The organism is Pseudomonas sp. (assembly GCF_030147005.1).
Lineage (GTDB): Bacteria > Pseudomonadota > Gammaproteobacteria > Pseudomonadales > Pseudomonadaceae > Aquipseudomonas.
Window position 1 is genome coordinate 35772 of the sequence record NZ_JASLAW010000048.1, and the last position, 23600, is coordinate 59371.

Consider the following 23600-nt stretch of genomic DNA (forward strand, 5'->3'; position numbering starts at 1 on the left):
AGGCCGACTATGGGCACTGAAACACTGGCGATTAGCAGCGTGCGATTATTTCGCTACGCGTTTGGCTCCCTGCTTCTATTAGTCGGTACGGCGTTACTGGTGGCTCATGGCCTGGCTTGGCTCGACCTGGAGCCGCGCATCTTGCGTGCGCTGCAGGGCGGGGCAATCTGCGCACTCGGCACTGCGTTGGGCGCGGTGCCGGTGCTGGTGATTCGCCGGATGCCGGCGGCGTTGAGCGATACCCTGCTGGGTTTCGGCGCGGGAGTCATGCTGGCGGCGACCGCTTTTTCGCTCGTCGTGCCCGGTATCGCCGCAGCGGAAAGCCTGGGGCTCTCGCCATGGGGTGCCGGTGGCTTGATCAGCTTTGGCATCATGCTGGGGGCATTCGGGCTGTATCTTGTAGACCGCAAGGTCTCAGGCGCCAGCCCGGAAATGCTGGTGGGCACGCCGGATATGCCGGTCATCCCGCCGCGCATCTGGCTTTTTGTATTTGCCATCATTGCCCACAACATTCCGGAAGGCATGGCCGTGGGGGTTTCTGCCGGCGGCGGTATGGCGGATGCCGACAGCCTTGCCATGGGCATTGCCCTGCAGGATGTACCGGAAGGCCTGGTGATTGCGCTGGTACTGGCGGGTGCGGGGATGTCGCGAATCAAGGCGTTTCTGATCGGCGCTGCGTCCGGGTTGGTAGAGCCGGTATTTGCAGTGCTATGCGCCTGGTTGGTGAGCCTTGCCGAATTGCTGTTGCCCTTGGGGCTGGCGCTGGCTGCTGGCGCTATGCTGTTGGTGGTGACCCACGAGGTCATCCCTGAGTCACGCCGAAACGGTCACGACAAGCTCGCCAGCCTGGGGTTGTGCATCGGGTTTTGCTTGATGATGGTGATGGATACGGCGTTGGGATAGCAGGAGCGCGCTAGCTTCTACAGGTTGAGGTTATTCACCCTCTTCGAAGTAGTTATTGATCAACGCGACCAGTGCGTCCATCGCTTCCTGCTCTTGTTCACCCTCGGTTTTCAGATGGATTTTTGTGCCCTTGCCTGCGGCAAGCATCATCATCGCCATGATGCTTTTACCGTCGACCATCGACTCCGGAGTGCGCCCGGCGCGGATCTGGCAGGGGAACCGCCCAGCGACACCGACAAACTTGGCTGAAGCGCGGGCGTGCAAGCCCAGCTTGTTGATGATTTCAATTTCCCGAGCCGGCATCGCAGTGTTGTTCCTTTCAGCTTAGGTCGCGGTGGCGAACCTGGACATTCTTGAGGGTTTGTTGCAGCACCTGGCCAAGTCGTTCCGTCAGGTAGACGGAGCGGTGGTGGCCCCCGGTGCAGCCGACGGCAATGGTGACATAGGCGCGATTGCTCGCGGCAAAGCGCGGCAACCATTTGAGCAGGTAGGTGGAGATATCCTGAAACATCTCTTCCACGTCCGGTTGTGCCGCCAGGTAGTCGATCACGGGTTGATCGAGTCCGGACTGATCGCGCAACTCCGGTTTCCAATAGGGGTTGGGCAGGCAGCGCACGTCGAACACCAGATCGGCGTCCACCGGCATGCCACGCTTGAAACCAAACGACTCGACCAGAAACGCCGTGCCAGGCTCCGGCTGGTTCAGCAATCGTAGCTTGATCGCGTCGCGCAGCTGATACAGGTTCAGGTTGGTGGTGTTGATCTTCAGGTCGGCCAGATCGATGATCGGCCCCAGCAGTTTGGTCTCGTCCTCAATGGCTTCTGCCAGGGAACGGTTGGCACTGCTGAGCGGGTGGCGTCGACGGGTTTCGGAGAACCGTTTGAGCAGGGTTTCTTCGTCGGCGTCCAGGTACAACACGTCGCAATGAATATGCTTGGCGCGCACCTCCTCAAGCAATTCGGGGAACCGCGAGAGGTGGCTGGGCAGGTTGCGGGCGTCGATCGACACGGCGACCAACGGTTGCGGCAGTTCGGTGTGAATCAGCGCGCGCTCCGCCAATTCGGGCAGCAGCCCGGCAGGCAGGTTGTCGATGCAATAGAATCCGCTGTCTTCAAGCACATTGAGGGCAGTGCTCTTACCCGAGCCGGAACGGCCGCTGACGATGATCAAACGCATGATTACTGCCCGCTTTGTTCATCCAGGACGACCTGATACAGCGCCTCGTTACTGCTGGCGCTGCGCAATTTATCACGCACTTCCTTGCGGTCGAGCATGCTGGCGATCTGCCGGAGCAGTTCCAGGTGCGCATCGGTGGCGGCTTGCGGGACCAGCAGAACGAACAGCAGGTCGACCGGAACGCCGTCGATGGCATCGAAATCGATGGGGTGGTCCAGGTGCAGCAGAGCGCTGACCGGTGTTTCGCAGCCTTTGAGGCGGCAGTGTGGGATGGCGATGCCGTTGCCAAAACCGGTCGAGCCAAGTTTTTCACGGGCAATCAGGGCCTCGAAGACATCTTGCATCTCCAGCTCAGGCACTTGGCTGCTGATCAGGTTGGCAATTTGTTCGAGGGCTTTCTTCTTGCTGCCGCCCGGCACGTTCACGAGGGAACGGCCGGGGGTCAGGATGGTTTCAAGTCGGATCATGGGGGGAGAGTTAACGACCTGTACCTTGCATCAGGTGCAGATTCTTTTCCTTATGCTTTTTGAGTTGGCGGTCAAGCTTGTCGGTGAGCAAGTCGATCGATGCATACATGTCTTCATGCTCGGCATTAGCAACCACTTCGCCACCGGGTATCTGCAGGGTCGCTTCAATTTTCTGCTGAAGCTTATCGACCTTCATGATGACCTGCACGTTGGTGATCTTGTCGAAATGCCCTTCAAGCTTCTTCAGCTTCTGCTCGACATATTCGCGCATTGGAGGGGTGACTTCTACGTGGTGTCCACTGATGTTGACTTGCATACAGCTTCTCCTTCGTTGCCAGTGCATAAAGCGGCAGGCGAAAGGCGCCTGCCACTGGAACGCTATGCCCCGCCCGTCACATCAAACGCTTACGCTCGCTGGAAGGCGCGATCCCGAGGGACTCGCGGTACTTGGCGACGGTTCGACGGGCGACCTGAATGCCTTGTGCCTCCAGTAAACCAGCGATCTTGCTGTCACTCAACGGCTTTTTCTGATTTTCCGCGGCAACCAGTTTTTTGATGATCGCGCGGATCGCCGTGGACGAGCATTCGCCGCCTTCGGAGGTGCTTACATGGCTGGAGAAAAAGTATTTCAGCTCATAAATACCCCGTGGGGTATGCATGAATTTTTGCGTGGTCACCCGTGAAATCGTCGATTCGTGCATGCCGACCGCCTCGGCGATGTCGTGCAGTACCAACGGCTTCATTGCTTCATCGCCATATTCCAGGAAGCCGCGCTGGTGCTCGACGATCTGGGTGGCGACTTTCATCAGGGTTTCGTTGCGGCTTTGCAGGCTCTTGATGAACCAGCGCGCTTCCTGCAACTGGTTGCGCATGAAGGTGTTGTCGGCGCTGGTATCGGCACGGCGCACGAAACCGGCATATTGCGGATTGACCCGCAGACGCGGCACCGATTCCTGGTTCAGCTCCACCAGCCAGCGCTCGTTGTCCTTGCGCACGATCACATCGGGCACGACATATTCGGCTTCGCTGGATTCGATCTGCGAGCCTGGGCGCGGGTTGAGGCTCTGAACCAGCTCGATCACCTGGCGCAGGTCGTCTTCCTTGAGCTTCATGCGACGCATCAGCTGGCTGTAATCGCGGCTGCCCAGCAGGTCGATGTAGTCGCTGACCAGGCGCTTGGCTTCAGCGAGCCAGGGTGTCTTGGCCGGTAGCTGGCGCAGTTGCAGCAACAGGCACTCGCTGAGCGTACGGGCCCCGATACCGGCGGGCTCGAATTGCTGGATACGGTGCAGGACGGCTTCGATCTCGTCCAGCTCGATATCCAGCTCGGGGTCGAAGGCTTCAAGAATTTCTTCGAGCGTCTCGTCCAGATAGCCCTGGTTATTGATGCAGTCGATCAGGGTGACGGCGATCAAGCGATCGGTGTCGGACATCGGCGCCAGGTTCAGTTGCCACAGCAAATGACTCTGCAGGCTCTCGCCGACAGATGTACGGGTGGTGAAATCCCATTCGTCATCATCATTGCTGGGCAGGCTGCTGGCGCTGGTCTGATAGACGTCTTCCCATGCGGTGTCCACGGGAAGCTCGTTGGGAATGCGTTCGTTCCATTCGCCGTCCTCGAGGTTATCCACCGTAGGCGCGGTTTCCTGGTAGGACGGTTCCTGTACGTCGGGATTGGGCTTTTGCTCGATGTTGTCGGCCAAAGGGTCGGTATTGTCGAAGTCGTCGCCTTCTTCCTGGCGTTCGAGCATCGGATTGGACTCCAGGGCCTCCTGGATTTCCTGTTGCAGGTCCAGGGTCGACAATTGGAGCAGGCGGATGGCCTGTTGCAGCTGCGGTGTCATCGTCAGCTGCTGGCCCATTCTCAGGACTAGCGATGGTTTCATGGCAGGGGCTTAACACCTTATTCGCCGGCGCAATGCGCCATCCACGACAGGGCGCGCGAGCGCCAAACATAAGCAAATTATATGCCTGATATCGGTGCCTTTGCCTAGAGCGCGGTAACAATAAAAAAGCTGAGGTTTCTATTGACTCGCTCGCGCTCTCGCGAATGGCCCGGTATCACCGTGCTTACAGGCGGAACTCGTGACCCAGATAAACTTCTTTCACCAGTTCGTTGGCCAGGATCGTCGCCGAATCACCTTCTGCGATCAATTGCCCATCGTTAACGATGTAGGCGGTTTCGCAGATATCGAGGGTCTCACGGACGTTGTGGTCGGTGATCAATACACCAATTCCCTTCGCCTTGAGGTGATGAATGATCTGTTTGATATCGCCGACCGAGATCGGGTCAACGCCGGCAAACGGTTCGTCCAACAGGATGAATTTGGGGGCGGTCGCCAGGGCGCGGGCGATCTCCACACGGCGACGCTCGCCACCGGACAGGCTCATGCCGAGGTTGTCACGAATGTGGTTGATGTGGAATTCCTGCAGCAGGCTTTCCAGTTCTTTGCGGCGGCCGTCGCGGTCGAGTTCCTTGCGGGTTTCGAGGATGGCCATGATGTTGTCGGCTACCGACAGTTTACGGAAGATCGACGCCTCTTGCGGAAGATAGCCGATACCTGCGCGCGCACGACCGTGCATCGGCTGATGGCTGACGTCCAGGTCGTCGATCAATACGCGCCCCTGGTCCGCCTGGACCAGCCCGACGATCATATAGAAGCAGGTGGTCTTGCCGGCGCCGTTGGGGCCGAGCAAACCGACAATCTGGCCACTGTCGATCGACAGGCTGACGTCGCGTACCACCTGACGGCTTTTATAGGCTTTGGCCAGATGCTGGGCTTTCAGGGTTGCCATTACTCGGCCTTCTTCTTCGGCTGGATGACCATGTCGATACGTGGACGAGGCGCGGTAACCTTGTTGCCATTGGCGCGACCCGCCTGGGCGACCTGGGTTTTGGTGTTGTAGACGATCTTCTCGCCTTCGGTAGAGTTACCGTCGGCACTCAGCACCTTGGCCTGGTCAATCAGTACGATGCGATTCTGCTGGGCATGATACTGGATGGTCTTGCCGTAGCCTTTCATCGGGCCAGGATCTTCTGCCTTTTGCTTCTGCTCGAAGTAGGCCAGGTTGCCCACTGAAGTCACGACATCGATATCGCCGGCCTGGGTGCGCGTCAGGGTCACCGTGTTGCCGGTGATCTTCATCGAGCCCTGGGTGATGATCACGCCACCGGTGTAGGTCGCGACACCTTGCTTGTCATCCAGCTGCGCATCGTCAGCCGAGATGTGGATCGGTTGCTGGCTATCGTTCGGCAGAGCCCAGGCGCTCACGCTTCCCAGTGCTGCGCCCAGACCGAGCAAAATAGGGAGGGTTTTAACGAGCCTCATACTGTCCTCTTACGTTCGATAGCAGGTGTATCCTGCTTTCTTTCAAATACGCTTTCATTCCCTTGCCAGTCGATACACCGCCAGCGCCGTCGATTCTAACGTCTTGCTCGGTCTGCGCATATTGCTGTTGTGGGAATACCGTCATGCGACTGCTGGTAATGATGGTGTCGCGGTTCTGCGCGTCTGTACGTGCGACGCGCACCGAGTCGATCAGTTCGATTTCGGTGCCGTCCGGATTGACCTCGCCACGCAGGCTGGTGACATGCCACGGCAGTTCGGTGCCACGGTAGAGGTTCAAGTCCGGATTGGTCAGCAGGCTGACTTCCGAGGCTTTCAACCGCTCGACCTTGTCGGAGGCCAGCACGTACTGCACCTTGCCGTCGGGCAGGAACTGCACGGTGTGGGTGTTGGTGGCAAAATTGTCGATGACGCTTTCATCAACCTGCACGACAGGTTTGTCGAGAAAGCGCTCCGGGCTGATATTCCAGTAGCCCACCGCAAGAAACAGCGCAGCGATGACCCCGAATAACAGGAAGTTGCGAATCTTTTTGCTCAGCATATAAGGCTCTATAAGTAGGCGGCGTGGGCCGCTTCAAGACTGCCCTGGGCACGCAGGATCAACTCGCAGAACTCGCGGGCGGCACCCTCGCCGCCGCGGGCGGTGGTAATGCCATGGGCGTGTTCACGCACAAACGCTGCGGCATTGGCGACCGCCATGCCAAGGCCCACCCGGCGAATCACCGGCAGGTCAGGCAGGTCGTCACCCAGATAGGCGACCTGTTCATAGCTTAGGTTGAGTTGGCCAAGCAGCTCGTCAAGCACGACCAGTTTATCCTCGCGGCCCTGATACAGGTGAGGAATCCCCAGGTTTTGTGCGCGGCGTTCCACAACCGGTGTCTTTCGACCACTGATAATCGCTGTTTGCACGCCTGCGGCCATCAACATCTTGATGCCCTGGCCGTCTAGCGTGTTGAAAGTCTTGAATTCGCTGCCGTCTTCGAGAAAGTACAGGCGGCCGTCGGTGAGCACGCCATCTACGTCGAATATCGCCAACTTGATGTTTTTACCGCGTTGCAACAGGTCGCTGGTCATTTACATCACTCCTGCACGCAACAAGTCGTGCATGTTCAGGGCGCCAATCGGGCGGTCAGTGTCATCGACCACCACCAGCGCGCCGATCTTGTGGTCTTCCATGATCTTCAGAGCCTCGGCTGCAAGCATCTCGGGGCGAGCGGTCTTGCCGTGGGGCGTCATCACAGCATCAATGGTTGCGGTATGGATGTCGATGGTACGGTCCAGGGTGCGACGCAAGTCGCCGTCGGTGAACACGCCAGCGAGTCGCCCGTCGGCTTCCAGGATCACGGTCATGCCCAGGCCCTTGCGGGTCATTTCCATCAGCGCGTCCTTAAGCAAGGTGCCGCGTTGTACGTGGGGCAATTCATCGCCTGCATGCATGACGTGTTCCACTTTTAGCAGCAAGCGACGGCCCAGTGCACCACCGGGGTGCGAAAACGCGAAATCTTCAGCCGTAAACCCGCGGGCTTCCAGCAATGCCACCGCCAAGGCGTCGCCCATGACCAATGCCGCAGTAGTGGAGGAAGTGGGTGCCAGGTTCAGCGGGCAAGCTTCGTGGGCTACGTGAACGTTCAAGTTCACTTCGGCGGCCTTGGCCAGTGTCGATTCCGGGTTACCTGTGACGCTGATCATCTTGATGCCCAGGCGCTTGATCAGCGGCAGCAGGGTCACGATTTCGTTGGTGGTGCCGGAGTTGGACAGTGCCAGTATCACGTCATCCTTGGTGATCATGCCCATGTCACCATGGCTGGCTTCGGCCGGGTGCACGAAAAACGCCGTGGTTCCGGTGCTTGCCAGCGTAGCGGCGATCTTGTTGCCGACGTGGCCCGACTTGCCCATGCCCACCACGACAACGCGGCCCTTGCTGGCCAGAATCATCTCGCAGGCGCGTACGAAATCTGCGTCGATATGCGCCAGTAAACCTTCTACGGCTTCCAGCTCGAGGCGGATGGTGCGTTGTGCGGATTGGATAAGGTCGCTGGATTGGCTCATGTCTGAAATCGTATAGCCTGACGAAAAGTCGGCGATTATAGCGGTAATGATCAATTCCCTCACGCAAGTTCGTCAGGCTTTATTCTTAAGGCCTTTCGGATTCATCTCGATAACATCGCTGGCAACGTTTTTTCACTGTCTTGAATCTGAACAAGCGCTCTTCCGGCCTTGGGGGCTCTGCATGAGCAGTGATATAGTCCGCGGCCAGTTCGGTCAGCCCAACCCATGGCGCAAACTATTGCGCATCCTTTGCAAACGAAAGCTGCATACATGGTGTCTGAGTGAAAGGCTGCATCCCAAGGAGATTAGATGAGTGCCGATAACGCCTACGCGGTCGAGCTGAAGGGCCTTTCCTTCAAGCGCGGTACGCGCAGCATCTTCAATAACGTCGATATTCGCATTCCTCGCGGAAAGGTCACGGGCATCATGGGGCCTTCCGGTTGCGGCAAGACCACCTTGTTGCGCCTGATGGGCATGCAATTGCGCCCCACTGCCGGCGAAGTGTGGGTCAACGGCCAGAATCTGCCGACACTGTCGCGCAGTGATCTGTTCGATGCGCGCAAGCACATGGGAGTGCTCTTCCAAAGCGGCGCGCTGTTTACCGACCTCGATGTCTTCGAGAACGTCGCGTTCCCGTTGCGGGTGCACACCCAGCTGTCCGATGAGATGATTCGTGACATCGTGTTGCTGAAGCTGCAGGCCGTAGGGCTTCGCGGGGCCATCGACCTGATGCCTGACGAATTGTCCGGCGGCATGAAGCGCCGTGTCGCCCTGGCGCGAGCCATCGCCCTCGATCCGCAGATTCTCATGTATGACGAGCCTTTCGTGGGCCAGGACCCAATCGCCATGGGCGTATTGGTGCGCCTGATTCGCCTGCTCAACGACGCATTGGGGATCACCAGCATCGTGGTGTCTCACGACCTGGCCGAAACCGCGAGCATCGCTGACTACCTCTATGTAGTAGGTGATGGTCAGGTGCTGGGGCAGGGTACGCCTGAAGAATTGATGAACGCCGATAACCCGCGCATTCGCCAATTCATGACCGGCGATCCCGATGGCCCGGTGCCTTTTCACTTTCCGGCAGCGGACTACCGCTCAGATCTTCTGGGGAAGCGCTGATGCGCAAAACATCCATTATCGAAAAGGTTCGCCTTTTTGGTCGCTCGGGCATCGACATTGTCGAAGTCCTGGGTCGTTCGACTATTTTCCTGTTTCACGCCTTGCTCGGCCGCGGCGGCATCGGTGGCGGCTTTGGCTTGCTGCTCAAGCAACTGCATGCGGTCGGCGTGATGTCTCTGGTGATCATCGTGGTCTCCGGCGTGTTCATTGGCATGGTGCTGGCGCTGCAGGGCTTCAACATTCTGTCCAGCTACGGTTCCGAGCAGGCGGTAGGGCAGATGGTTGCCTTGACCCTGTTGCGTGAATTGGGACCGGTGGTTACCGCGTTGTTGTTCGCCGGGCGTGCCGGTTCGGCGCTGACCGCCGAAATCGGTAACATGAAGTCCACCGAGCAGCTGTCCAGCCTGGAAATGATCGGCGTGGACCCGCTCAAGTACATTGTTGCCCCGCGCCTGTGGGCCGGCTTTATTTCCCTTCCGCTGCTGGCGATGATTTTCAGCGTGGTCGGGATCTGGGGCGGTTCGTGGGTGGCGGTGGACTGGTTGGGAGTCTATGACGGTTCCTACTGGGCCAACATGCAAAACAGCGTGACCTTCACGGGCGATGTGCTCAACGGCATCATAAAGAGCATTGTCTTCGCCTTTGTAGTGACCTGGATTGCCGTATTCCAAGGCTATGACTGTGAGCCCACTTCAGAAGGGATCAGTCGCGCCACCACCAAGACCGTTGTGTACGCCTCGCTGGCGGTACTGGGCCTTGACTTCATTTTGACCGCCTTGATGTTTGGAGATTTCTGATGCAAAACCGCACTGTGGAAATCGGTGTCGGCCTTTTCTTGCTGGCTGGCATCCTGGCTTTACTGTTGCTTGCTCTGCGGGTCAGTGGCCTGTCGGCCAGCCCCACCGCCGACACTTATAAACTTTACGCCTACTTCGACAATATCGCTGGTTTGACGGTCAGAGCTAAAGTGACCATGGCCGGTGTGACCATTGGCAAGGTCACGGCAATCGATCTGGATCGCGACAGCTTCACCGGGCGAGTAACGATGCAACTGGACAAGAAGGTAGATAATCTGCCGACTGACTCCACGGCATCTATCCTCACTGCGGGTCTGCTGGGCGAGAAGTACATCGGTGTCAGCGTGGGCGGGGAAACAGCCCTGCTCAAGGATGGTTCGACAATCCACGACACACAGTCGTCGTTGGTACTTGAAGACCTGATCGGTAAATTCCTGCTCAACACGGTCAATAAAGACGCCAAATGAGGAATCTGTTCATGATCTCTACCCTGCGACGTGGCCTCCTGGTTCTGCTTGCAGCGCTGCCGTTGATGGCCAACGCAGCCGGTTCTGCACACGAACTGGTGCAGGACACCACCAACAAAATGTTGGCTGACCTGTCTGCCAACAAGGAAAAGTACAAACAAGACCCGAGCCAGTTCTACAACGCGCTCAATACCATTGTCGGTCCGGTGGTGGATGCCGAAGGCATCTCCCGCAGCATCATGACCGTCAAGTATTCGCGCAAGGCTACACCTGAGCAGATGCAGCGCTTTCAGGAGAACTTCAAGCGTGGCCTGTTCCAGTTCTACGGCAACGCCTTGCTTGAGTACAACAACCAGGGCATTACCGTCGCTCCGGCCGGTGATGAATCGGGTGATCGCACCAGCGTCAACATGAGCGTCAAAGGCAACAATGGCGCCGTGTACCCTGTGCAGTACACGCTGGAGAAGGTCAAAGGCGAGTGGAAACTGCGCAACGTGATCATCAACGGCATCAATATCGGCAAGCTGTTCCGTGACCAGTTCGCCGACGCGATGCAGCGCAATGGCAACGACCTGGACAAGACCATTAACGGTTGGGCCGGCGAAGTGGCCAAGGCCAAGGAAACTTCCGACAAGGAAGCCGGGAAGTCAGCACAATGACCGAGTCGGCTGTTCGTATCGGCGATGCCGGCGAGCTGTTCCTCAGCGGCGTGCTGGATTACCGCACCGGGCCTGACCTGCGCAAGCAGGGCCAGGCGCTGATCAAGGCCAGCGCTGCGCCTGCGCTGGTGCTTGATTGCTCGGCGGTGACCAAGTCCAGCAGCGTCGGTCTGTCGTTGTTGCTGTGCTTTATGCGCGATGCCGAAGCAGCAAAAAAGCCGGTCAGTATCCGTGCGTTGCCTGAAGACATGCGCGAGATTGCCGAGGTTTCCGGCCTGACCGAGCTGTTGGCACATCCTTAATACACATTTATCAGAGAGGCCCCCCGTCAGAGTCCTGCTATGCGGGGTTCGCAGGCGCGGGGCTTTTTTGTATGATGTCCGACCCGTGCGCACTGGGCGCCGATAGAGGTTGAGCATGCAGGCCCTAGAAGTTAAGAGCTTCCTTGAAGGAAAGCTGCCTGAAACGGCTGTAGAAGTTGAAGGCGAAGGCTGCAATTTCCAGCTGAACGTGATTAGCGATGAACTGGCGGCTTTGAGCCCGGTCAAGCGTCAGCAGCAGATCTATGCCCATTTGAACCCATGGATCACCGATGGCAGCATCCATGCGGTCACTATGAAATTTTTCAGCCGCGCGGCCTGGGCCGAGCGCACCTGAGCCCCCAAGGCGTCGAGATTCTTATGGATAAATTGATTATTACCGGCGGTGCCCGCCTTGATGGCGAGATCCGCATTTCCGGTGCGAAAAACTCCGCCTTGCCGATCCTGGCAGCGACCCTGCTGTGCGACGGTCCTGTCACCGTGGCCAACCTGCCGCACCTGCACGACATCACCACCATGATCGAACTGTTCGGTCGCATGGGCATCGAGCCGGTGATCGACGAGAAGCTGTCTGTCGAAATCGACCCACGCACCATCAAGACCCTGATCGCCCCGTACGAACTGGTGAAAACCATGCGTGCGTCGATTCTGGTTCTCGGCCCAATGGTCGCCCGTTTCGGTGAAGCCGAAGTGGCCCTGCCTGGCGGTTGCGCCATTGGTTCGCGTCCGGTCGATCTGCACATCCGTGGCCTTGAAGCCATGGGCGCGGTCATTGACGTCGAAGGCGGCTACATCAAGGCCAAGGCGCCGGAAGGTGGCTTGCGTGGCGCGAACTTCTTCTTTGATACCGTGAGCGTTACCGGTACCGAGAACATCATGATGGCCGCTGCCCTGGCCAATGGCCGCAGCGTCCTGCAAAACGCCGCGCGCGAGCCGGAAGTGGTCGACCTGGCCAACTTCCTGATTGCCATGGGCGCCAACATCAGCGGTGCCGGCACCGACACCATCACCATCGACGGTGTGAAGCGCCTGCACTCGGCCACTTATAAAGTGATGCCGGACCGTATCGAGACCGGCACCTACCTGGTCGCCGCCGCCGTTACCGGTGGCCGAGTAAAGGTCAAGGACACCGATCCGACCATCCTCGAAGCCGTCCTGGAAAAACTCAAGGAAGCCGGGGCTGAAATCACTACCGGTGAAGACTGGATCGAGCTGAACATGCACGGCAAGCGGCCAAAAGCCGTCAACGTGCGTACTGCTCCTTACCCGGCCTTCCCGACCGACATGCAGGCGCAGTTCATTTCCTTGAACGCGATTGCTGAAGGTACCGGCGCCGTGATCGAGACCATCTTCGAAAACCGCTTCATGCACGTGTATGAATTGCACCGCATGGGCGCCAAGATCCAGGTCGAGGGCAACACCGCCATCGTCACCGGCATCGACAAGCTCAAGGGCGCGCCAGTGATGGCTACCGACCTGCGTGCTTCCGCCAGCCTGGTAATCTCGGCACTGTGCGCCGACGGCGATACCTTAATCGATCGCATCTACCACATAGACCGTGGCTACGAGTGCATCGAAGAAAAGCTGCAGATGCTCGGCGCTAAAATCCGCCGCGTTCCGGGCTAGTGCCTGTTTGTGGCGAGGGAGCTTGCTCCCGCTGGGTCGCAAAGCAGCCCCCAAGAGCGGGACTGCTACGCAGCCGAGCGGGAGCAAGCTCCCTCGCCACAATTTGCTGTTAAATGGTTTGTTTCAAATCGAGGCTGTAAGGGCCTCGATCTGTGTCTGGCGCCGTTTGCGACCGGGCAGCAATAGCCTGATGAAGGACTGACATTTCCCATGTTGACCATCGCACTGTCCAAGGGCCGCATCCTTGACGACACGTTGCCGCTTCTGGCTGAAGCGGGCATCGTGCCGACCGAGAATCCGGACAAGAGCCGCAAGCTGATCATCCCCACGACCCAGGACGACGTGCGCCTGCTGATCGTGCGGGCCACCGACGTGCCGACCTATGTTGAACATGGCGCCGCCGACCTGGGTGTCGCCGGCAAGGACGTACTGATGGAATACGGTGGCCAGGGCCTCTACGAGCCACTGGACCTGCGTATCGCGCTGTGCAAACTGATGACCGCCGGCCGTGTCGGCGATGTGGAGCCCAAAGGCCGCCTGCGGGTGGCGACCAAGTTTGTCAACGTTGCCAAGCGTTACTACGCCGAACAAGGCCGTCAGGTCGATATCATCAAGCTCTACGGCTCGATGGAGCTGGCGCCGCTGATTGGCCTGGCCGACAAGATCATCGACGTGGTCGACACTGGCAACACCCTGCGCGCCAACGGGTTGGAACCGCAGGACTTCATTGCCGACATCAGCTCGCGCCTGATCGTCAACAAAGCGTCGATGAAGATGCAGCACGCCCGTATTCAGGCGTTGATCGACACCCTGCGCAAGGCAGTGGAGTCTCGACACCGCGGTTGACTCACCCGCGTAGCTGAAAGGCTGCGCCCGTCTATCCGCCTCATAGCCAGAATTCTCAGGTGCCCAAGCGGAGCGAACGGTAGTTTAGGGCGCCTGAGTTTTCGCCAATTCTATTGAGGCCCTCGCTATGACCACGTCCACTGCAATTGCCCGACTCAACGCTGCCGACCCGGATTTCGCCCATCATCTGGATCATCTGCTGAGCTGGGACAGCGTGTCCGACGACTCGGTCAACCAGCGTGTGCTGGATATCATTAAAGCTGTGCGCGAGCGCGGGGATGCGGCGCTGGTGGATTTCACCCGCCAGTTCGACGGCCTGGACGTCAAGTCCATGGCGGACCTGATTCTGCCCCGTGAACGCCTGGAACTGGCCCTGACGCGTATCACCGCGCCCCAGCGTGAAGCCCTGGAAGTGGCGGCGGCGCGGGTGCGCAGCTATCACGAAAAACAGAAACAGGATTCCTGGAGCTACACCGAGGCCGACGGCACCGTACTGGGCCAGAAAGTCACGCCGCTGGACCGCGCCGGCCTGTATGTACCGGGCGGCAAAGCTTCGTACCCGTCGTCGGTGTTGATGAACGCGATCCCGGCCAAAGTGGCGGGCGTGACCGAGGTGGTCATGGTCGTGCCGACCCCGCGTGGCGAAATCAACGAGCTGGTGCTGGCTGCCGCCTGCATCGCCGGGGTCGACCGGGTATTCACCATCGGTGGCGCGCAAGCGGTTGCCGCGTTGGCCTATGGCACCGAAAGCGTACCGAAGGTCGACAAAGTGGTGGGGCCGGGCAATATCTATGTCGCCACCGCCAAGCGCCATGTGTTTGGCCAGGTGGGTATCGACATGATCGCCGGACCCTCGGAAATCCTCGTGGTGTGTGACGGCCAGACCGATCCGGACTGGATCGCCATGGACCTGTTTTCCCAGGCCGAGCACGACGAAGACGCCCAAGCGATCTTGGTCAGCCCCGACGCCGCGTTCCTCGATCAGGTTGCCGCCAGCATCAATAAGCTGTTGCCCACCATGGAGCGCGCCGAGATCATCGAGAAATCGATCAATGGCCGTGGCGCACTGATTCTGGTGAGTGACATGCAACAAGCCATCGAAGTCGCCAATCGTATCGCGCCGGAGCACCTTGAGCTGTCCGTAGCAGACCCACAAGCCTGGTTGCCGTCGATCCGTCACGCCGGTGCGATCTTTATGGGCCGCCACACCAGTGAGGCCCTGGGCGACTACTGTGCAGGCCCGAACCACGTGCTGCCGACCTCCGGCACCGCACGTTTTTCGTCGCCGCTGGGGGTGTATGACTTCCAGAAACGTTCGTCGATCATCTTCTGTTCGCCCCAGGGCGCGTCCGAACTGGGCAAAACCGCTTCGGTGCTGGCCCGTGGCGAGTCGCTGAGCGCCCACGCGCGCAGTGCTGAATACCGCATCCTTGAAGAGGGGAAATGAGGCATGAGTAAATTCTGGAGCCCTTTCGTCAAGGATCTCGTGCCTTACGTGCCCGGTGAACAGCCGAAGCTGACCAAGCTGGTCAAGCTCAACACCAACGAAAATCCCTACGGCCCATCGCCCAAGGCACTGGCTGCGATGCAGGCCGAACTGAACGACAACTTGCGGTTGTACCCGGACCCCAACAGCGACCTGCTCAAGCAGGCCGTGGCCAGCTATTACGGGATCGATACGGGGAAAGTATTTCTCGGCAACGGTTCCGATGAAGTCCTGGCGCACATCTTCCACGGCTTGTTCCAACATGACCTGCCGCTGCTGTTCCCGGATATCAGCTACAGCTTCTATCCGGTGTACTGCGGTCTCTATGGCATTACATTCGACGCCGTGCCATTGGACGACCAGTTCCAGATTCGCGTGGCTGACTATGCGCGGCCCAACGGCGGGATTATCTTCCCCAACCCTAACGCGCCGACCGGCTGCGTGCTGGCGCTGGACGCCGTGGAGCAGATCCTCAAGGCCAGCCCGGACTCGGTGGTGGTGGTCGATGAAGCCTATATCGACTTCGGCGGCGAAACGGCTATCAGCCTGGTGGACCGTTACCCGAACCTGCTCGTCACCCAGACCCTCTCCAAATCACGCTCACTGGCCGGGTTGCGTGTCGGGTTGGCGGTGGGTCATCCGGACCTGATCGAGGCGCTGGAGCGGGTCAAGAACAGCTTCAATTCCTACCCGCTGGACAGGCTGGCGATCGCTGGTGCAGCCGCCGCGTTTGATGACCGTGAGTATTTTGAGAAGACGTGCCGGTTGGTGATCGACAGCCGCGAGAAGATGGTTGCGCAGTTGCAGGGGAAGGGCTTTGACGTGCTGCCGTCGGCAGCCAACTTCATCTTCGCCCGCCACCCCCAGCACGACGCAGCGGGCCTGGCGGCCAAGTTGCGTGAGCAAGGGGTGATCGTGCGGCACTTCAAGCAGGAGCGGATCGCCCAGTTCCTGAGGATCAGCGTTGGCACGCCTGAGCAGAACCAAGCGCTGATTGACGGCCTTGGCGAGCTCTAAGCTATTAAAGGAAGAAATGCGGGAGCGGGCTTGCTCGGGAAAGCAGAGTGTCATCCAACACGTATGTGATTGATGCACCGCTTTCGCGAGCAAGCCCGCTCCCGCATTGCTTTGCGGCGTAAGTTAGAGCAGCGGTTCATCCGGCTTCTTGTTCTTCCAGCCGTCATTGCCTGGCAGCAGCAGGTTCAAACCAATCGCTACCACGGCACACAGGGCGATGCCCTTGAGGCCGAAATCGTCCGGGCCGGTGCCGGTGCCCACCAGTACACCGCCAATCCCGAACACGAGCGTCACCGACACAATCACCAGATTGCGCGCTTCACCCAGGTCGATCTTGTGGCGAATCAGCGTATTCATCCCCACTGCCGCAATCGAGCCGAACAGCAGGCACAAAATCCCGCCCATCACCGGCACCGGAATGCTTTGCAGCAGCGCGCCGAACTTGCCGATAAACGCCAGGGTGATGGCAAACACCGCAGCCCAGGTCATGATTTTCGGGTTGTAGTTCTTGGTCAGCATCACCGCGCCTGTCACTTCGGCGTAGGTGGTGTTGGGCGGGCCGCCAAGCAGGCCGGCGGCCGTCGTGGCAATCCCGTCACCGAACAACGTGCGGTGCAGGCCGGGCTTCTTCAGGTAGTCGCGACCGGTCACGCTGCCTACCGCAATCACGCCACCGATATGTTCGATCGCAGGGGCCAGGGCCACCGGGACGATAAACAGGATCGCCTGCCAGTTGAATTCCGGCGCGGTGAAGTGGGGCAGGGCGAACCACGGCGCGGCGGCGATCTTCGCCGTGTCGACGACGCCAAAGTAGAACGACATGGCAAACCCCACCAGCACGCCGGAAATGATCGGCACCAGGCGGAAGATGCCCTTGCCGAACACCGCCACGATCAAAGTGGTCAGCAGCGCGGGCATGGAGATCAGCATCGCTGTCTGGTAGTGGATCAACTCGGCGCCGTCGCCGGACTTGCCCATAGCCATATTGGCGGCAATCGGCGCCATGGCCAGGCCGATGGAAATGATCACCGGGCCGATCACCACCGGCGGCAGCAGACGGTCGATAAAACCGGTGCCTTTGATTTTCACGGCAAGGCCCAGGAACGTATAGACGAAGCCCGCCGCCATTACCCCGCCCATGGTCGCTGCCAGGCCGAATTGGCCCTTGGCGAGAATGATCGGGGTGATGAACGCAAAGCTCGATGCCAGGAACACCGGCACCTGCCGCCCTGTCACCACCTGGAACAGCAGCGTGCCAAGGCCGGCGGTGAACAGTGCGACGTTTGGATCAAGGCCTGTGATCAGCGGCATCAACACCAGCGCGCCAAATGCTACAAAGAGCATTTGTGCGCCAGACAGGATCTGGCGCCAAAGCGGGTCGTTGAATTCATCCTGCATGCTCACGCGTCCTTCTGCTTGGTGCCGAAGATCTTGTCACCGGCATCGCCCAGACCCGGGATGATGTAGCCGTGTTCATTCAGGCGCTCGTCGATGGAGGCGGTGTAGATCTGTACGTCAGGGTGCGCTTTCTCGACGGCGGCGATGCCTTCAGGGGCGGCAACCAGCACCATGGCGCGGATGTCGCGGCAGCCGGCTTTTTTCAACAGGTCGATAGTGGCGACCATGGAGCTGCCGGTGGCGAGCATCGGGTCGATGATCATGGCCAGGCGTTCGTTGATTTCCGGAACGAGTTTTTCCAGGTAGGTGTGGGCCTGCAAGGTTTCTTCATTGCGGGCGACGCCCACGGCGCTGACCTTGGCGCCCGGGATCAGGCTCAGCACGCCTTCGAGCATGCCGATACCGGCGCGCAGGATAGGTACGACGGTAATTTTTTTACCGGCGATTTTCTCGACTTGTACGGGACCGGCCCAACCGGGGATCTCGTAGGTCTCCAGGGGTAAATCCTTGGTGGCTTCGTAAGTGAGCAGCGCTCCGACTTCCTGAGCAAGCTCACGGAAATTCTTCGTGCTAATGTCGGCACGGCGCATAAGGCCGAGTTTGTGTCGGATCAGCGGGTGGCGGATCTCGCGAGTGGGCATGGGAAAGGCTCCGGCGGCGGGCAAAAAAACCGGCCTAGATTAATCTATCCGAGGGTGTTGTCCTATAGACATTGAGTACGTTATTCCATAAAGGCTTGATTGGAGCGCACGAGAAGCGTACCTTCGCCCGCTTTTCTTGCCACAGCACCCCCTGGAGAGCGCCATGTCCGCTGATCTCGAGCATATCCGTCAAATCATGCACGAGGCTGACTGCCTGTACACCGAAGCGCAAGTCGAAGCAGCGATCGCCAAGGTCGGCGCGCACATCACCCGCGAAATGGCCGACACCAATCCGGTGGTCTTCTGCGTGATGAACGGTGGCCTGATCTTCGCCGGTAAATTGCTCACCTACCTGCAATTCCCGCTGGAAGCTTCTTATTTGCACGCCACCCGTTATCGCAATGAAACCAGTGGCGGCGATCTGTTCTGGAAGGCCAAGCCGGAAGTTTCGTTTATCGACCGTGACGTGCTGATCATCGATGACATCCTCGACGAAGGGCACACCCTGGGCGCGATCATCGACTTCTGCAAACATGCCGGCGCGCGTAAAGTGCACACCGCCGTGCTGATCGACAAAGACCACGACCGCAAGGCTCGGCCTGAGCTGAAAGCCGATTTTGTCGGGCTGCCCTGCATCGACCGCTATATCTTCGGTTATGGCATGGACTACAAGGGCTACTGGCGCAACGCCAATGGCATCTACGCTGTTAAAGGAATGTAATCGATGGCCCGTTTTCTTGATCAGACCTTATTTGCAGAGTTGGCCGAGAAAGCGGGCGACAGCCCCCGTGGCCGTCATCATCACAACTTCCACCAGATGGAAGAGCCCTGTCATCGCCTCGCCGTGGCCCTGCAACCGAGTACCTATGTGCCACCGCATCGCCATCTGAGCGCGGACAAGGCGGAAACCTTGCTGGTGCTCCAGGGGCGGCTGGGTTTGCTGATATTTACCGACACCGGTGAAGTCATCGCCAAGCGCGTCATGCAGGCGGGAGGCGAGTGCGCGGGCGTCGACCTGCCGCCAGGTGTTTTCCATGGCCTGGTCGTGCTGGAGCCCGACACGATGATGTTCGAGTGCAAGGCCGGGCCCTATCGGCCGGTGGGCGAGGGTGAACTGGCCGATTGGGCGCCGCGTGAAGGCGATGCGGGTGTGGCTGACTACCAGCGCTGGATGCTCGCCCAGTTCGATTGAGCTGCAAGCCCTTGCGCCTGTGGCGCCTACACAAGCCTGCGCCCCGCAGGTAGACTTCAAACCCCGTGTACATGTCTGCAGGCTGGAGTCGGTAATGCGTAAAGATAAAAAACAGGTGATCGGTGACGAGATTGGCGACGAGCAGATCAAATTGTTTCTGGACTTCGAGCCGGTCGATGCTACTTCCCCATCCCTGCACAAACTGATCAAAGCCTATCGCGGCCTGCGTATCGACGACTTCCAGCGCTTCCTGGGGTTCTTCAAGGAAGCCGGTCTGGACCTGGATGGCAAAGATGAACATGGTCAGACCTTTGTCGACCTGATCAAGGACCAGCGCAATGCCGCCGAGTACATCGAGTTGATCGACGACGCTCGCGGCTGATTATCCAAGCCATGAAAAAACGCCCCGGCCTCATAAGAGCCCGGGGCGTTTTGCTTTTAACTGCTGCAGCGAGCTTGCTCGCGAAGAACTCGAGAGCGCCGCGTCAAACCAGATGCGCTGCGTTATCGTTATCGTTTTCCGCGAGCGAGCTCGCTCCTGCATCTACCAGTTCCAGGCTGATGTTGTTCTGCGTATTGATCTTGCGATACAGCTCAGCATCAGTCTCCAGCACTTTTTCGCGTGCCGGGAAGATCTCGTGCAACTTGGTCGCCCATTCGCCCTGAGCTTTCTGCGGGAAGCAGCGCTCGATCAGCTCCAGCATGATCGACACCGTCACCGAAGCGCCCGGTGAGGCACCCAGCAGCGCCGCCAGCGAACCATCCTTTGCGGCAACCAATTCGGTGCCGAATTGCAGCACACCGCCTTTCTTCGGGTCTTTCTTGATGATCTGTACCCGCTGGCCGGCCACTTCCAGGCGCCAGTCTTCGGCTTTCGCCTCAGGGTAGAAGCGGCGCAGGGATTCCAGGCGCTGCTCCATGGACTGGCGCACTTCGCTGACCAGGTATTTAGTCAGGTCCATGTTGTCGCGCGCCACAGCGAGCATCGGGCCGATGTTGCCGGCACGAATCGACATCGGCAGGTCAAGGAACGAGCCGTGCTTGAGGAACTTGGTGGTGAACCCGGCGTATGGCCCGAACAGCAGGGACTTCTTGCCGTCCACCACGCGGGTGTCCAAATGCGGTACGGACATCGGGGGCGAACCCACGGCGGCCTGGCTATAAACCTTGGCCTGGTGCTGCTTGACCACTTCCGGGTTATCGCAACGCAGCCACTGGCCGCTGACCGGGAAGCCGCCGAAGCCTTTGCTTTCTTCGATGCCCGAAGCCTGCAGCAGCGGCAGTGCCGCACCGCCGGCGCCGAGGAACACGAACTTGGCATCCACTTCGCGGCTGTTGCCGCTGTTGACGTCCTTGATGCTGACCGTCCAGCCCGCGCCATTGCGCTTGAGGCCGGTGACGCGCTTGCAGTACTTGACCTGGGCGTCCGCCGAGCTGGTCAGATGGTTGAGCAACTGGTTGGTCAGGGCGCCGAAGTTGACGTCAGTACCATTCATCACGCGGGTCGCGGCGATTTTTTCGTCGAGCGGGCGGCCTGGCATCATCAATGGCATCCACTCGGCCATCTCGCTGCGGTCTTCGGTGTAGTGCATGTCCGAAAACGCATGGTGCTGGCTGAGGGTTTCAAAACGCTTCCTGAGGAAGGCAACGCCATTGTCGCCCTGCACAAAACTCAAGTGCGGCACCGGGCTGATAAACGACTTGGACGAGCCAAAGGTGCCTTTTTTGGTCAGGTACGCCCAGAACTGCTTCGACACCTCGAACTGGGTGTTGATGTGCACGGCTTTCTTGATGTCGATGGAACCATCGGCGGCCTGCGGCGTGTAGTTCAGCTCACAGAGCCCGGCATGGCCGGTACCGGCGTTGTTCCACGGGTTGGAACTCTCCGCGGCACCCGAATCCATCAGCTCAACGACTTCCAGCTTGAGGCCGGGGTCGAGCTCTTTGAGCAGTACGGCCAGGGTGGCACTCATGATGCCGGCCCCTACCAGAACTACGTCGACTGCTTCGTTATGCGCCATTTAACGCGTCTCCAAAATCTGCAGCACCAAATTGACGGCATGGCTGCCAGGAGTGACGGGGCGGTTCACGTGTTGCCCCAGGTTACCCATGGCCAGGATCGCCATGTCCGTTTCGCAATTCTTTGCAACTTCAGCGCACGCTTCCTGCCCGGCTATCTGCTTATGAACGCATTCATAGGCACCTGTGGCAATTCGACTTATGGTCAAAGCGTACGATTCGTGCAACCAATCCGTAGCGGACAGGCTCAAGCTCCGGTTGTTGAGGAGTGCTCGGTCCTGTGTTGGGCTGTTCCAGACGCTGATGGTGCTTGTACAAACGCCAAACTATTCATTTGCTCGCCACACTCTTGTGAAGTTGTGAAAACCCGTTTTTTCACGCTCTTTTGAAGACGTGAACCTCAAAAAAGGGCTGCCCCAGCTTGGCACCTGGCCCGCGGAACGGGCAAAAAACTCAAGTGGCCGAGCGCAATGGCAGCTCTGGCAGATTCGATAAAAGACGGGTGGTTTGCAAAGGAAACAGCAAGCACGCCAGCTTCACTCGATCTGTGTGGGCGGCTCTCTGTGGGCAATTTGGAGGTTAATGCCGAGGCAATAACGATGCTGCGGGGCCCGATCAGGAGACGTCCTTATAATCGGGGGGAGATTGTAGCGAAGAACGCCAGGGAAATGGGCGTGTTTTATGACTTTTATTAGTGTGCCGGTCAGGAGGCCAACGCTTGCCGCGATTGTGCGCGTACAAACTGAGGGTTCACCCTGGCACTGGCCGGCAGCGGGCGGTGCATCCAGCCCATGTGTGTCTCCGCGACTTCCACCCAGCCTTCACCGACGGGCGGCAAGCTGCATTGCTTGAACGCCAGGCAATGACCGTGGGCATCGAGCAGGGCGAAGTGGCGATGGCGGGCATGTGACAAGAACAGTGACTTGAGAAGGCGCATGGCTGTGTACCGGTTGCGTTACATGCTTGAAGGTTGTCAGTCTGCCATGACATTGGAATGACGCTTTTATGTGAAATTGTAATTTGCTCATGCCTTCAGCCAGGGTTCAGGATCGCTGGTGAGTGATGCTCGTGCACCGTTATACTGCCGGCCTGTCTGCGCCTAGTCCTGGAGAAATGAGTATGTTGCAACGCCTGTTGTTCGGTTTGATCACTGTGACCAGTTTGGCTTTGGTTGGCTGCGCCAACAGCCCGCAACAACTCAGTCCGCAACCTAAAGTCACTGCGCAGCTGGCCCCGGTCGGCCACGGCCAGCCGGTGTCGGTGCGTGTGGTGGACGGTCGTCCGTCACCTACCCTCGGCTCGCGTGGCGGCCTGTACCCGGAAACCGCACTGATTTCAGTGACCGGCCAGGACGTGCTGCCCAAACTGCAGGCCCAGGCTGAAGCCGCCGTGCGCTTGTTGGGCTTTACTCCGACCAGCTCGCCAGGCGCGCCGCAACTGACCGTTACCCTGGCCGAACTGAAATACCAGTCGCCCAAGGAAGGCCTGTATGTGACCGAAGCTTCCATCGGCGCAACCTTCAAGTCCGACGTCAGCGCCGGTACTCGCCGCTACAGCGGCCGTTACGCCGCCTCCCTCAACCAGCGCTTCGGCATGTCGCCGAACCAGGAAACCAACACCAAGCTGGTCAGTGACGTGCTCAGCGATGCGTTGACCCGGCTGTTCAAGGACCCAAGCATCGGCCAGTTGCTCAGTTCGCAATAAGCTGTTCAAAAAAACCGGGCTCATCACGAGCCCGGTTTTTTTATGCCTGCCGCTTCATGCCGCTGTCTCGACATAAAAATCCAGCATGCTCACGCCAGTGAATAAATCCAGCTCCGGCAGGTCGGCATGCGACTGTCCGGCGAGGGCGCAATACACCAGCCAGTGGCGGTCCTGGACGTTGAACGCAAGGCTGCCGATCAATGCCTCCTGTTCATCGCTTGGGGCGATCAGATACAGCCGGTCCTGGTTTTGCGCATGCAACATGACAAGTCCCTCAAGTCGAAGGGCAACAGAGTGGCCTGTTAAGGTGACGTTCAGGTGACGCTGTAAATCACTGGATACATTAGCCGCCAATGGGGAGGGAGC

Annotated in this window: 30 protein-coding genes; 15 read left to right on the forward strand and 15 right to left on the reverse strand. The window is 59.0% G+C overall.

Annotated elements, in window-relative coordinates; all coding sequences use genetic code 11:
• Positions 1 to 9: 9 nt before the first annotated feature.
• Positions 10 to 903, forward strand: coding sequence for a ZIP family metal transporter (locus tag Q1V60_RS04255; protein ID WP_300627686.1), 894 nt, complete (start codon positions 10 to 12; stop codon positions 901 to 903).
• Between the two features lie 30 nt (positions 904 to 933).
• Here Q1V60_RS04255 and Q1V60_RS04260 read toward each other — a convergent pair whose 3' ends face one another.
• From Q1V60_RS04260 to Q1V60_RS04305, 10 genes are all read right to left on the reverse strand, one after another.
• On the reverse strand, positions 934 to 1206 hold the full coding sequence (locus Q1V60_RS04260; RefSeq protein ID WP_300627688.1) for an HPr family phosphocarrier protein: 273 nt from the start codon (positions 1204 to 1206) through the stop codon (positions 934 to 936).
• Between the two features lie 16 nt (positions 1207 to 1222).
• Positions 1223 to 2080, reverse strand: coding sequence for an RNase adapter RapZ (gene rapZ, locus Q1V60_RS04265; protein WP_300627690.1), 858 nt, complete (start codon positions 2078 to 2080; stop codon positions 1223 to 1225).
• A gap of 2 nt (positions 2081 to 2082) precedes the next feature.
• The gene (gene ptsN / locus Q1V60_RS04270) at positions 2083 to 2547 is read right to left on the reverse strand and encodes a PTS IIA-like nitrogen regulatory protein PtsN (protein WP_300627692.1); all 465 of its coding nucleotides are present in this window, start codon (positions 2545 to 2547) and stop codon (positions 2083 to 2085) included.
• Between the two features lie 10 nt (positions 2548 to 2557).
• Positions 2558 to 2863, reverse strand: a complete 306-nt coding sequence (gene raiA / locus Q1V60_RS04275; RefSeq protein WP_057724572.1) for a ribosome-associated translation inhibitor RaiA — start codon at positions 2861 to 2863, stop codon at positions 2558 to 2560.
• A 76-nt stretch (positions 2864 to 2939) separates the two neighbouring features.
• Positions 2940 to 4433 (reverse strand): RNA polymerase factor sigma-54, encoded by a 1494-nt coding sequence (locus Q1V60_RS04280; RefSeq protein ID WP_300627694.1) that lies wholly within the window; start codon positions 4431 to 4433, stop codon positions 2940 to 2942.
• A gap of 184 nt (positions 4434 to 4617) precedes the next feature.
• Positions 4618 to 5343 carry an LPS export ABC transporter ATP-binding protein gene (lptB, locus tag Q1V60_RS04285; protein ID WP_003171806.1) on the reverse strand — a complete coding sequence of 242 codons (726 nt, stop codon included), beginning with the start codon at positions 5341 to 5343 and terminating at the stop codon, positions 4618 to 4620.
• Complete coding sequence (lptA, locus tag Q1V60_RS04290; RefSeq protein WP_057701587.1) at positions 5343 to 5876, reverse strand: lipopolysaccharide transport periplasmic protein LptA; 534 nt, start codon at positions 5874 to 5876, stop codon at positions 5343 to 5345. The genes lptB and lptA overlap by 1 nt, the downstream gene beginning before the upstream one ends.
• Positions 5863 to 6435, reverse strand: coding sequence for an LPS export ABC transporter periplasmic protein LptC (gene lptC, locus Q1V60_RS04295; protein ID WP_300627699.1), 573 nt, complete (start codon positions 6433 to 6435; stop codon positions 5863 to 5865). Before lptC ends, lptA begins: the two co-directional genes overlap by 14 nt.
• An 8-nt stretch (positions 6436 to 6443) precedes the next feature.
• Entirely contained in the window at positions 6444 to 6968 is a 525-nt protein-coding gene (locus Q1V60_RS04300) for an HAD family hydrolase (RefSeq protein WP_034118123.1), read from the reverse strand.
• Positions 6969 to 7943, reverse strand: a complete 975-nt coding sequence (locus Q1V60_RS04305) for a KpsF/GutQ family sugar-phosphate isomerase (RefSeq protein WP_300627703.1) — start codon at positions 7941 to 7943, stop codon at positions 6969 to 6971.
• Positions 7944 to 8252: 309 nt separating this feature from the next.
• Between Q1V60_RS04305 and Q1V60_RS04310 the strand changes: the two genes are divergently transcribed.
• The 10 genes from Q1V60_RS04310 (at position 8253) to hisC (ending at position 16280) form a co-directional block, all read left to right on the forward strand.
• Positions 8253 to 9062 (forward strand): ATP-binding cassette domain-containing protein, encoded by an 810-nt coding sequence (locus tag Q1V60_RS04310; RefSeq protein WP_300627705.1) that lies wholly within the window; start codon positions 8253 to 8255, stop codon positions 9060 to 9062.
• Positions 9062 to 9859 carry a lipid asymmetry maintenance ABC transporter permease subunit MlaE gene (gene mlaE / locus Q1V60_RS04315; protein WP_057724578.1) on the forward strand — a complete coding sequence of 266 codons (798 nt, stop codon included), beginning with the start codon at positions 9062 to 9064 and terminating at the stop codon, positions 9857 to 9859. Before Q1V60_RS04310 ends, mlaE begins: the two co-directional genes overlap by 1 nt.
• The gene (gene mlaD, locus Q1V60_RS04320) at positions 9859 to 10326 is read left to right on the forward strand and encodes an outer membrane lipid asymmetry maintenance protein MlaD (RefSeq protein ID WP_003171814.1); all 468 of its coding nucleotides are present in this window, start codon (positions 9859 to 9861) and stop codon (positions 10324 to 10326) included. The genes mlaE and mlaD overlap by 1 nt, the downstream gene beginning before the upstream one ends.
• A gap of 11 nt (positions 10327 to 10337) precedes the next feature.
• Entirely contained in the window at positions 10338 to 10985 is a 648-nt protein-coding gene (locus Q1V60_RS04325) for an ABC transporter substrate-binding protein (protein WP_300627710.1), read from the forward strand.
• Positions 10982 to 11287, forward strand: coding sequence for an STAS domain-containing protein (locus Q1V60_RS04330; RefSeq protein ID WP_300627712.1), 306 nt, complete (start codon positions 10982 to 10984; stop codon positions 11285 to 11287). Before Q1V60_RS04325 ends, Q1V60_RS04330 begins: the two co-directional genes overlap by 4 nt.
• 115 nt (positions 11288 to 11402) lie before the next feature.
• A complete protein-coding gene (locus Q1V60_RS04335; protein ID WP_065933743.1) occupies positions 11403 to 11642 on the forward strand; it encodes a BolA family protein in 240 nt (79 codons plus the stop codon).
• Between the two features lie 23 nt (positions 11643 to 11665).
• A complete protein-coding gene (murA, locus tag Q1V60_RS04340; protein ID WP_004372068.1) occupies positions 11666 to 12931 on the forward strand; it encodes a UDP-N-acetylglucosamine 1-carboxyvinyltransferase in 1266 nt (421 codons plus the stop codon).
• Positions 12932 to 13141: 210 nt separating this feature from the next.
• Positions 13142 to 13777: an ATP phosphoribosyltransferase gene (gene hisG / locus Q1V60_RS04345; protein WP_003188599.1), complete on the forward strand. Its 636-nt coding sequence runs from the start codon at positions 13142 to 13144 to the stop codon at positions 13775 to 13777.
• A gap of 127 nt (positions 13778 to 13904) precedes the next feature.
• Entirely contained in the window at positions 13905 to 15224 is a 1320-nt protein-coding gene (gene hisD, locus Q1V60_RS04350; protein ID WP_300627717.1) for a histidinol dehydrogenase, read from the forward strand.
• A gap of 3 nt (positions 15225 to 15227) precedes the next feature.
• On the forward strand, positions 15228 to 16280 hold the full coding sequence (hisC, locus tag Q1V60_RS04355) for a histidinol-phosphate transaminase (protein ID WP_300627719.1): 1053 nt from the start codon (positions 15228 to 15230) through the stop codon (positions 16278 to 16280).
• A 123-nt stretch (positions 16281 to 16403) separates the two neighbouring features.
• On the opposite strand, the gene Q1V60_RS04360 is transcribed toward hisC, so the two are convergent.
• Together Q1V60_RS04360 and upp are read right to left on the reverse strand one after the other, a co-directional pair.
• Entirely contained in the window at positions 16404 to 17678 is a 1275-nt protein-coding gene (locus Q1V60_RS04360; protein WP_300627721.1) for a uracil-xanthine permease family protein, read from the reverse strand.
• A gap of 2 nt (positions 17679 to 17680) precedes the next feature.
• A complete protein-coding gene (gene upp, locus Q1V60_RS04365; RefSeq protein WP_003188608.1) occupies positions 17681 to 18319 on the reverse strand; it encodes a uracil phosphoribosyltransferase in 639 nt (212 codons plus the stop codon).
• A 163-nt stretch (positions 18320 to 18482) separates the two neighbouring features.
• On the opposite strand from upp, the gene Q1V60_RS04370 reads away from it, so the two are divergent.
• From Q1V60_RS04370 to Q1V60_RS04380, 3 genes are all read left to right on the forward strand, one after another.
• Complete coding sequence (locus Q1V60_RS04370; RefSeq protein WP_300627723.1) at positions 18483 to 19040, forward strand: hypoxanthine-guanine phosphoribosyltransferase; 558 nt, start codon at positions 18483 to 18485, stop codon at positions 19038 to 19040.
• 3 nt (positions 19041 to 19043) lie between these two features.
• The gene (locus Q1V60_RS04375) at positions 19044 to 19511 is read left to right on the forward strand and encodes a WbuC family cupin fold metalloprotein (protein WP_300627726.1); all 468 of its coding nucleotides are present in this window, start codon (positions 19044 to 19046) and stop codon (positions 19509 to 19511) included.
• 94 nt (positions 19512 to 19605) lie between these two features.
• Positions 19606 to 19893, forward strand: a complete 288-nt coding sequence (locus Q1V60_RS04380) for a PA4642 family protein (protein ID WP_300627728.1) — start codon at positions 19606 to 19608, stop codon at positions 19891 to 19893.
• Positions 19894 to 19996: 103 nt separating this feature from the next.
• On the opposite strand, the gene mqo is transcribed toward Q1V60_RS04380, so the two are convergent.
• Both mqo and Q1V60_RS04390 read right to left on the reverse strand, forming a co-directional pair.
• Positions 19997 to 21532: a malate dehydrogenase (quinone) gene (gene mqo / locus Q1V60_RS04385; RefSeq protein WP_300627730.1), complete on the reverse strand. Its 1536-nt coding sequence runs from the start codon at positions 21530 to 21532 to the stop codon at positions 19997 to 19999.
• Between the two features lie 701 nt (positions 21533 to 22233).
• A complete protein-coding gene (locus Q1V60_RS04390) occupies positions 22234 to 22467 on the reverse strand; it encodes a hypothetical protein (protein ID WP_300627732.1) in 234 nt (77 codons plus the stop codon).
• Between the two features lie 182 nt (positions 22468 to 22649).
• Here Q1V60_RS04390 and Q1V60_RS04395 point away from each other — a divergent pair, with 182 nt between their 5' ends.
• Complete coding sequence (locus Q1V60_RS04395) at positions 22650 to 23234, forward strand: YajG family lipoprotein (protein ID WP_300627735.1); 585 nt, start codon at positions 22650 to 22652, stop codon at positions 23232 to 23234.
• Between the two features lie 54 nt (positions 23235 to 23288).
• Here the strand turns inward: Q1V60_RS04395 and Q1V60_RS04400 are convergent, their stop codons facing one another.
• Complete coding sequence (locus tag Q1V60_RS04400; protein ID WP_300627741.1) at positions 23289 to 23498, reverse strand: hypothetical protein; 210 nt, start codon at positions 23496 to 23498, stop codon at positions 23289 to 23291.
• Between the last annotated feature and the right edge of the window lie 102 nt (positions 23499 to 23600).

What these genes read in the sequence shown, in the direction of transcription:
- Q1V60_RS04255 (WP_300627686.1), top strand. Translation starts at nt 10, where the DNA reads ATGGGCACTGAAACACTGGCGATTAGCAGCGTGCGATTATTTCGCTAC.
- Q1V60_RS04260 (WP_300627688.1), bottom strand. Translation starts at nt 1,206, where the DNA reads ATGCCGGCTCGGGAAATTGAAATCATCAACAAGCTGGGCTTGCACGCC.
- rapZ (WP_300627690.1), bottom strand. Translation starts at nt 2,080, where the DNA reads ATGCGTTTGATCATCGTCAGCGGCCGTTCCGGCTCGGGTAAGAGCACT.
- ptsN (WP_300627692.1), bottom strand. Translation starts at nt 2,547, where the DNA reads ATGATCCGACTTGAAACCATCCTGACCCCCGGCCGTTCCCTCGTGAAC.
- raiA (WP_057724572.1), bottom strand. Translation starts at nt 2,863, where the DNA reads ATGCAAGTCAACATCAGTGGACACCACGTAGAAGTCACCCCTCCAATG.
- Q1V60_RS04280 (WP_300627694.1), bottom strand. Translation starts at nt 4,433, where the DNA reads ATGAAACCATCGCTAGTCCTGAGAATGGGCCAGCAGCTGACGATGACA.
- lptB (WP_003171806.1), bottom strand. Translation starts at nt 5,343, where the DNA reads ATGGCAACCCTGAAAGCCCAGCATCTGGCCAAAGCCTATAAAAGCCGT.
- lptA (WP_057701587.1), bottom strand. Translation starts at nt 5,876, where the DNA reads ATGAGGCTCGTTAAAACCCTCCCTATTTTGCTCGGTCTGGGCGCAGCA.
- lptC (WP_300627699.1), bottom strand. Translation starts at nt 6,435, where the DNA reads ATGCTGAGCAAAAAGATTCGCAACTTCCTGTTATTCGGGGTCATCGCT.
- Q1V60_RS04300 (WP_034118123.1), bottom strand. Translation starts at nt 6,968, where the DNA reads ATGACCAGCGACCTGTTGCAACGCGGTAAAAACATCAAGTTGGCGATA.
- Q1V60_RS04305 (WP_300627703.1), bottom strand. Translation starts at nt 7,943, where the DNA reads ATGAGCCAATCCAGCGACCTTATCCAATCCGCACAACGCACCATCCGC.
- Q1V60_RS04310 (WP_300627705.1), top strand. Translation starts at nt 8,253, where the DNA reads ATGAGTGCCGATAACGCCTACGCGGTCGAGCTGAAGGGCCTTTCCTTC.
- mlaE (WP_057724578.1), top strand. Translation starts at nt 9,062, where the DNA reads ATGCGCAAAACATCCATTATCGAAAAGGTTCGCCTTTTTGGTCGCTCG.
- mlaD (WP_003171814.1), top strand. Translation starts at nt 9,859, where the DNA reads ATGCAAAACCGCACTGTGGAAATCGGTGTCGGCCTTTTCTTGCTGGCT.
- Q1V60_RS04325 (WP_300627710.1), top strand. Translation starts at nt 10,338, where the DNA reads ATGATCTCTACCCTGCGACGTGGCCTCCTGGTTCTGCTTGCAGCGCTG.
- Q1V60_RS04330 (WP_300627712.1), top strand. Translation starts at nt 10,982, where the DNA reads ATGACCGAGTCGGCTGTTCGTATCGGCGATGCCGGCGAGCTGTTCCTC.
- Q1V60_RS04335 (WP_065933743.1), top strand. Translation starts at nt 11,403, where the DNA reads ATGCAGGCCCTAGAAGTTAAGAGCTTCCTTGAAGGAAAGCTGCCTGAA.
- murA (WP_004372068.1), top strand. Translation starts at nt 11,666, where the DNA reads ATGGATAAATTGATTATTACCGGCGGTGCCCGCCTTGATGGCGAGATC.
- hisG (WP_003188599.1), top strand. Translation starts at nt 13,142, where the DNA reads ATGTTGACCATCGCACTGTCCAAGGGCCGCATCCTTGACGACACGTTG.
- hisD (WP_300627717.1), top strand. Translation starts at nt 13,905, where the DNA reads ATGACCACGTCCACTGCAATTGCCCGACTCAACGCTGCCGACCCGGAT.
- hisC (WP_300627719.1), top strand. Translation starts at nt 15,228, where the DNA reads ATGAGTAAATTCTGGAGCCCTTTCGTCAAGGATCTCGTGCCTTACGTG.
- Q1V60_RS04360 (WP_300627721.1), bottom strand. Translation starts at nt 17,678, where the DNA reads ATGCAGGATGAATTCAACGACCCGCTTTGGCGCCAGATCCTGTCTGGC.
- upp (WP_003188608.1), bottom strand. Translation starts at nt 18,319, where the DNA reads ATGCCCACTCGCGAGATCCGCCACCCGCTGATCCGACACAAACTCGGC.
- Q1V60_RS04370 (WP_300627723.1), top strand. Translation starts at nt 18,483, where the DNA reads ATGTCCGCTGATCTCGAGCATATCCGTCAAATCATGCACGAGGCTGAC.
- Q1V60_RS04375 (WP_300627726.1), top strand. Translation starts at nt 19,044, where the DNA reads ATGGCCCGTTTTCTTGATCAGACCTTATTTGCAGAGTTGGCCGAGAAA.
- Q1V60_RS04380 (WP_300627728.1), top strand. Translation starts at nt 19,606, where the DNA reads ATGCGTAAAGATAAAAAACAGGTGATCGGTGACGAGATTGGCGACGAG.
- mqo (WP_300627730.1), bottom strand. Translation starts at nt 21,532, where the DNA reads ATGGCGCATAACGAAGCAGTCGACGTAGTTCTGGTAGGGGCCGGCATC.
- Q1V60_RS04390 (WP_300627732.1), bottom strand. Translation starts at nt 22,467, where the DNA reads ATGCGCCTTCTCAAGTCACTGTTCTTGTCACATGCCCGCCATCGCCAC.
- Q1V60_RS04395 (WP_300627735.1), top strand. Translation starts at nt 22,650, where the DNA reads ATGTTGCAACGCCTGTTGTTCGGTTTGATCACTGTGACCAGTTTGGCT.
- Q1V60_RS04400 (WP_300627741.1), bottom strand. Translation starts at nt 23,498, where the DNA reads ATGTTGCATGCGCAAAACCAGGACCGGCTGTATCTGATCGCCCCAAGC.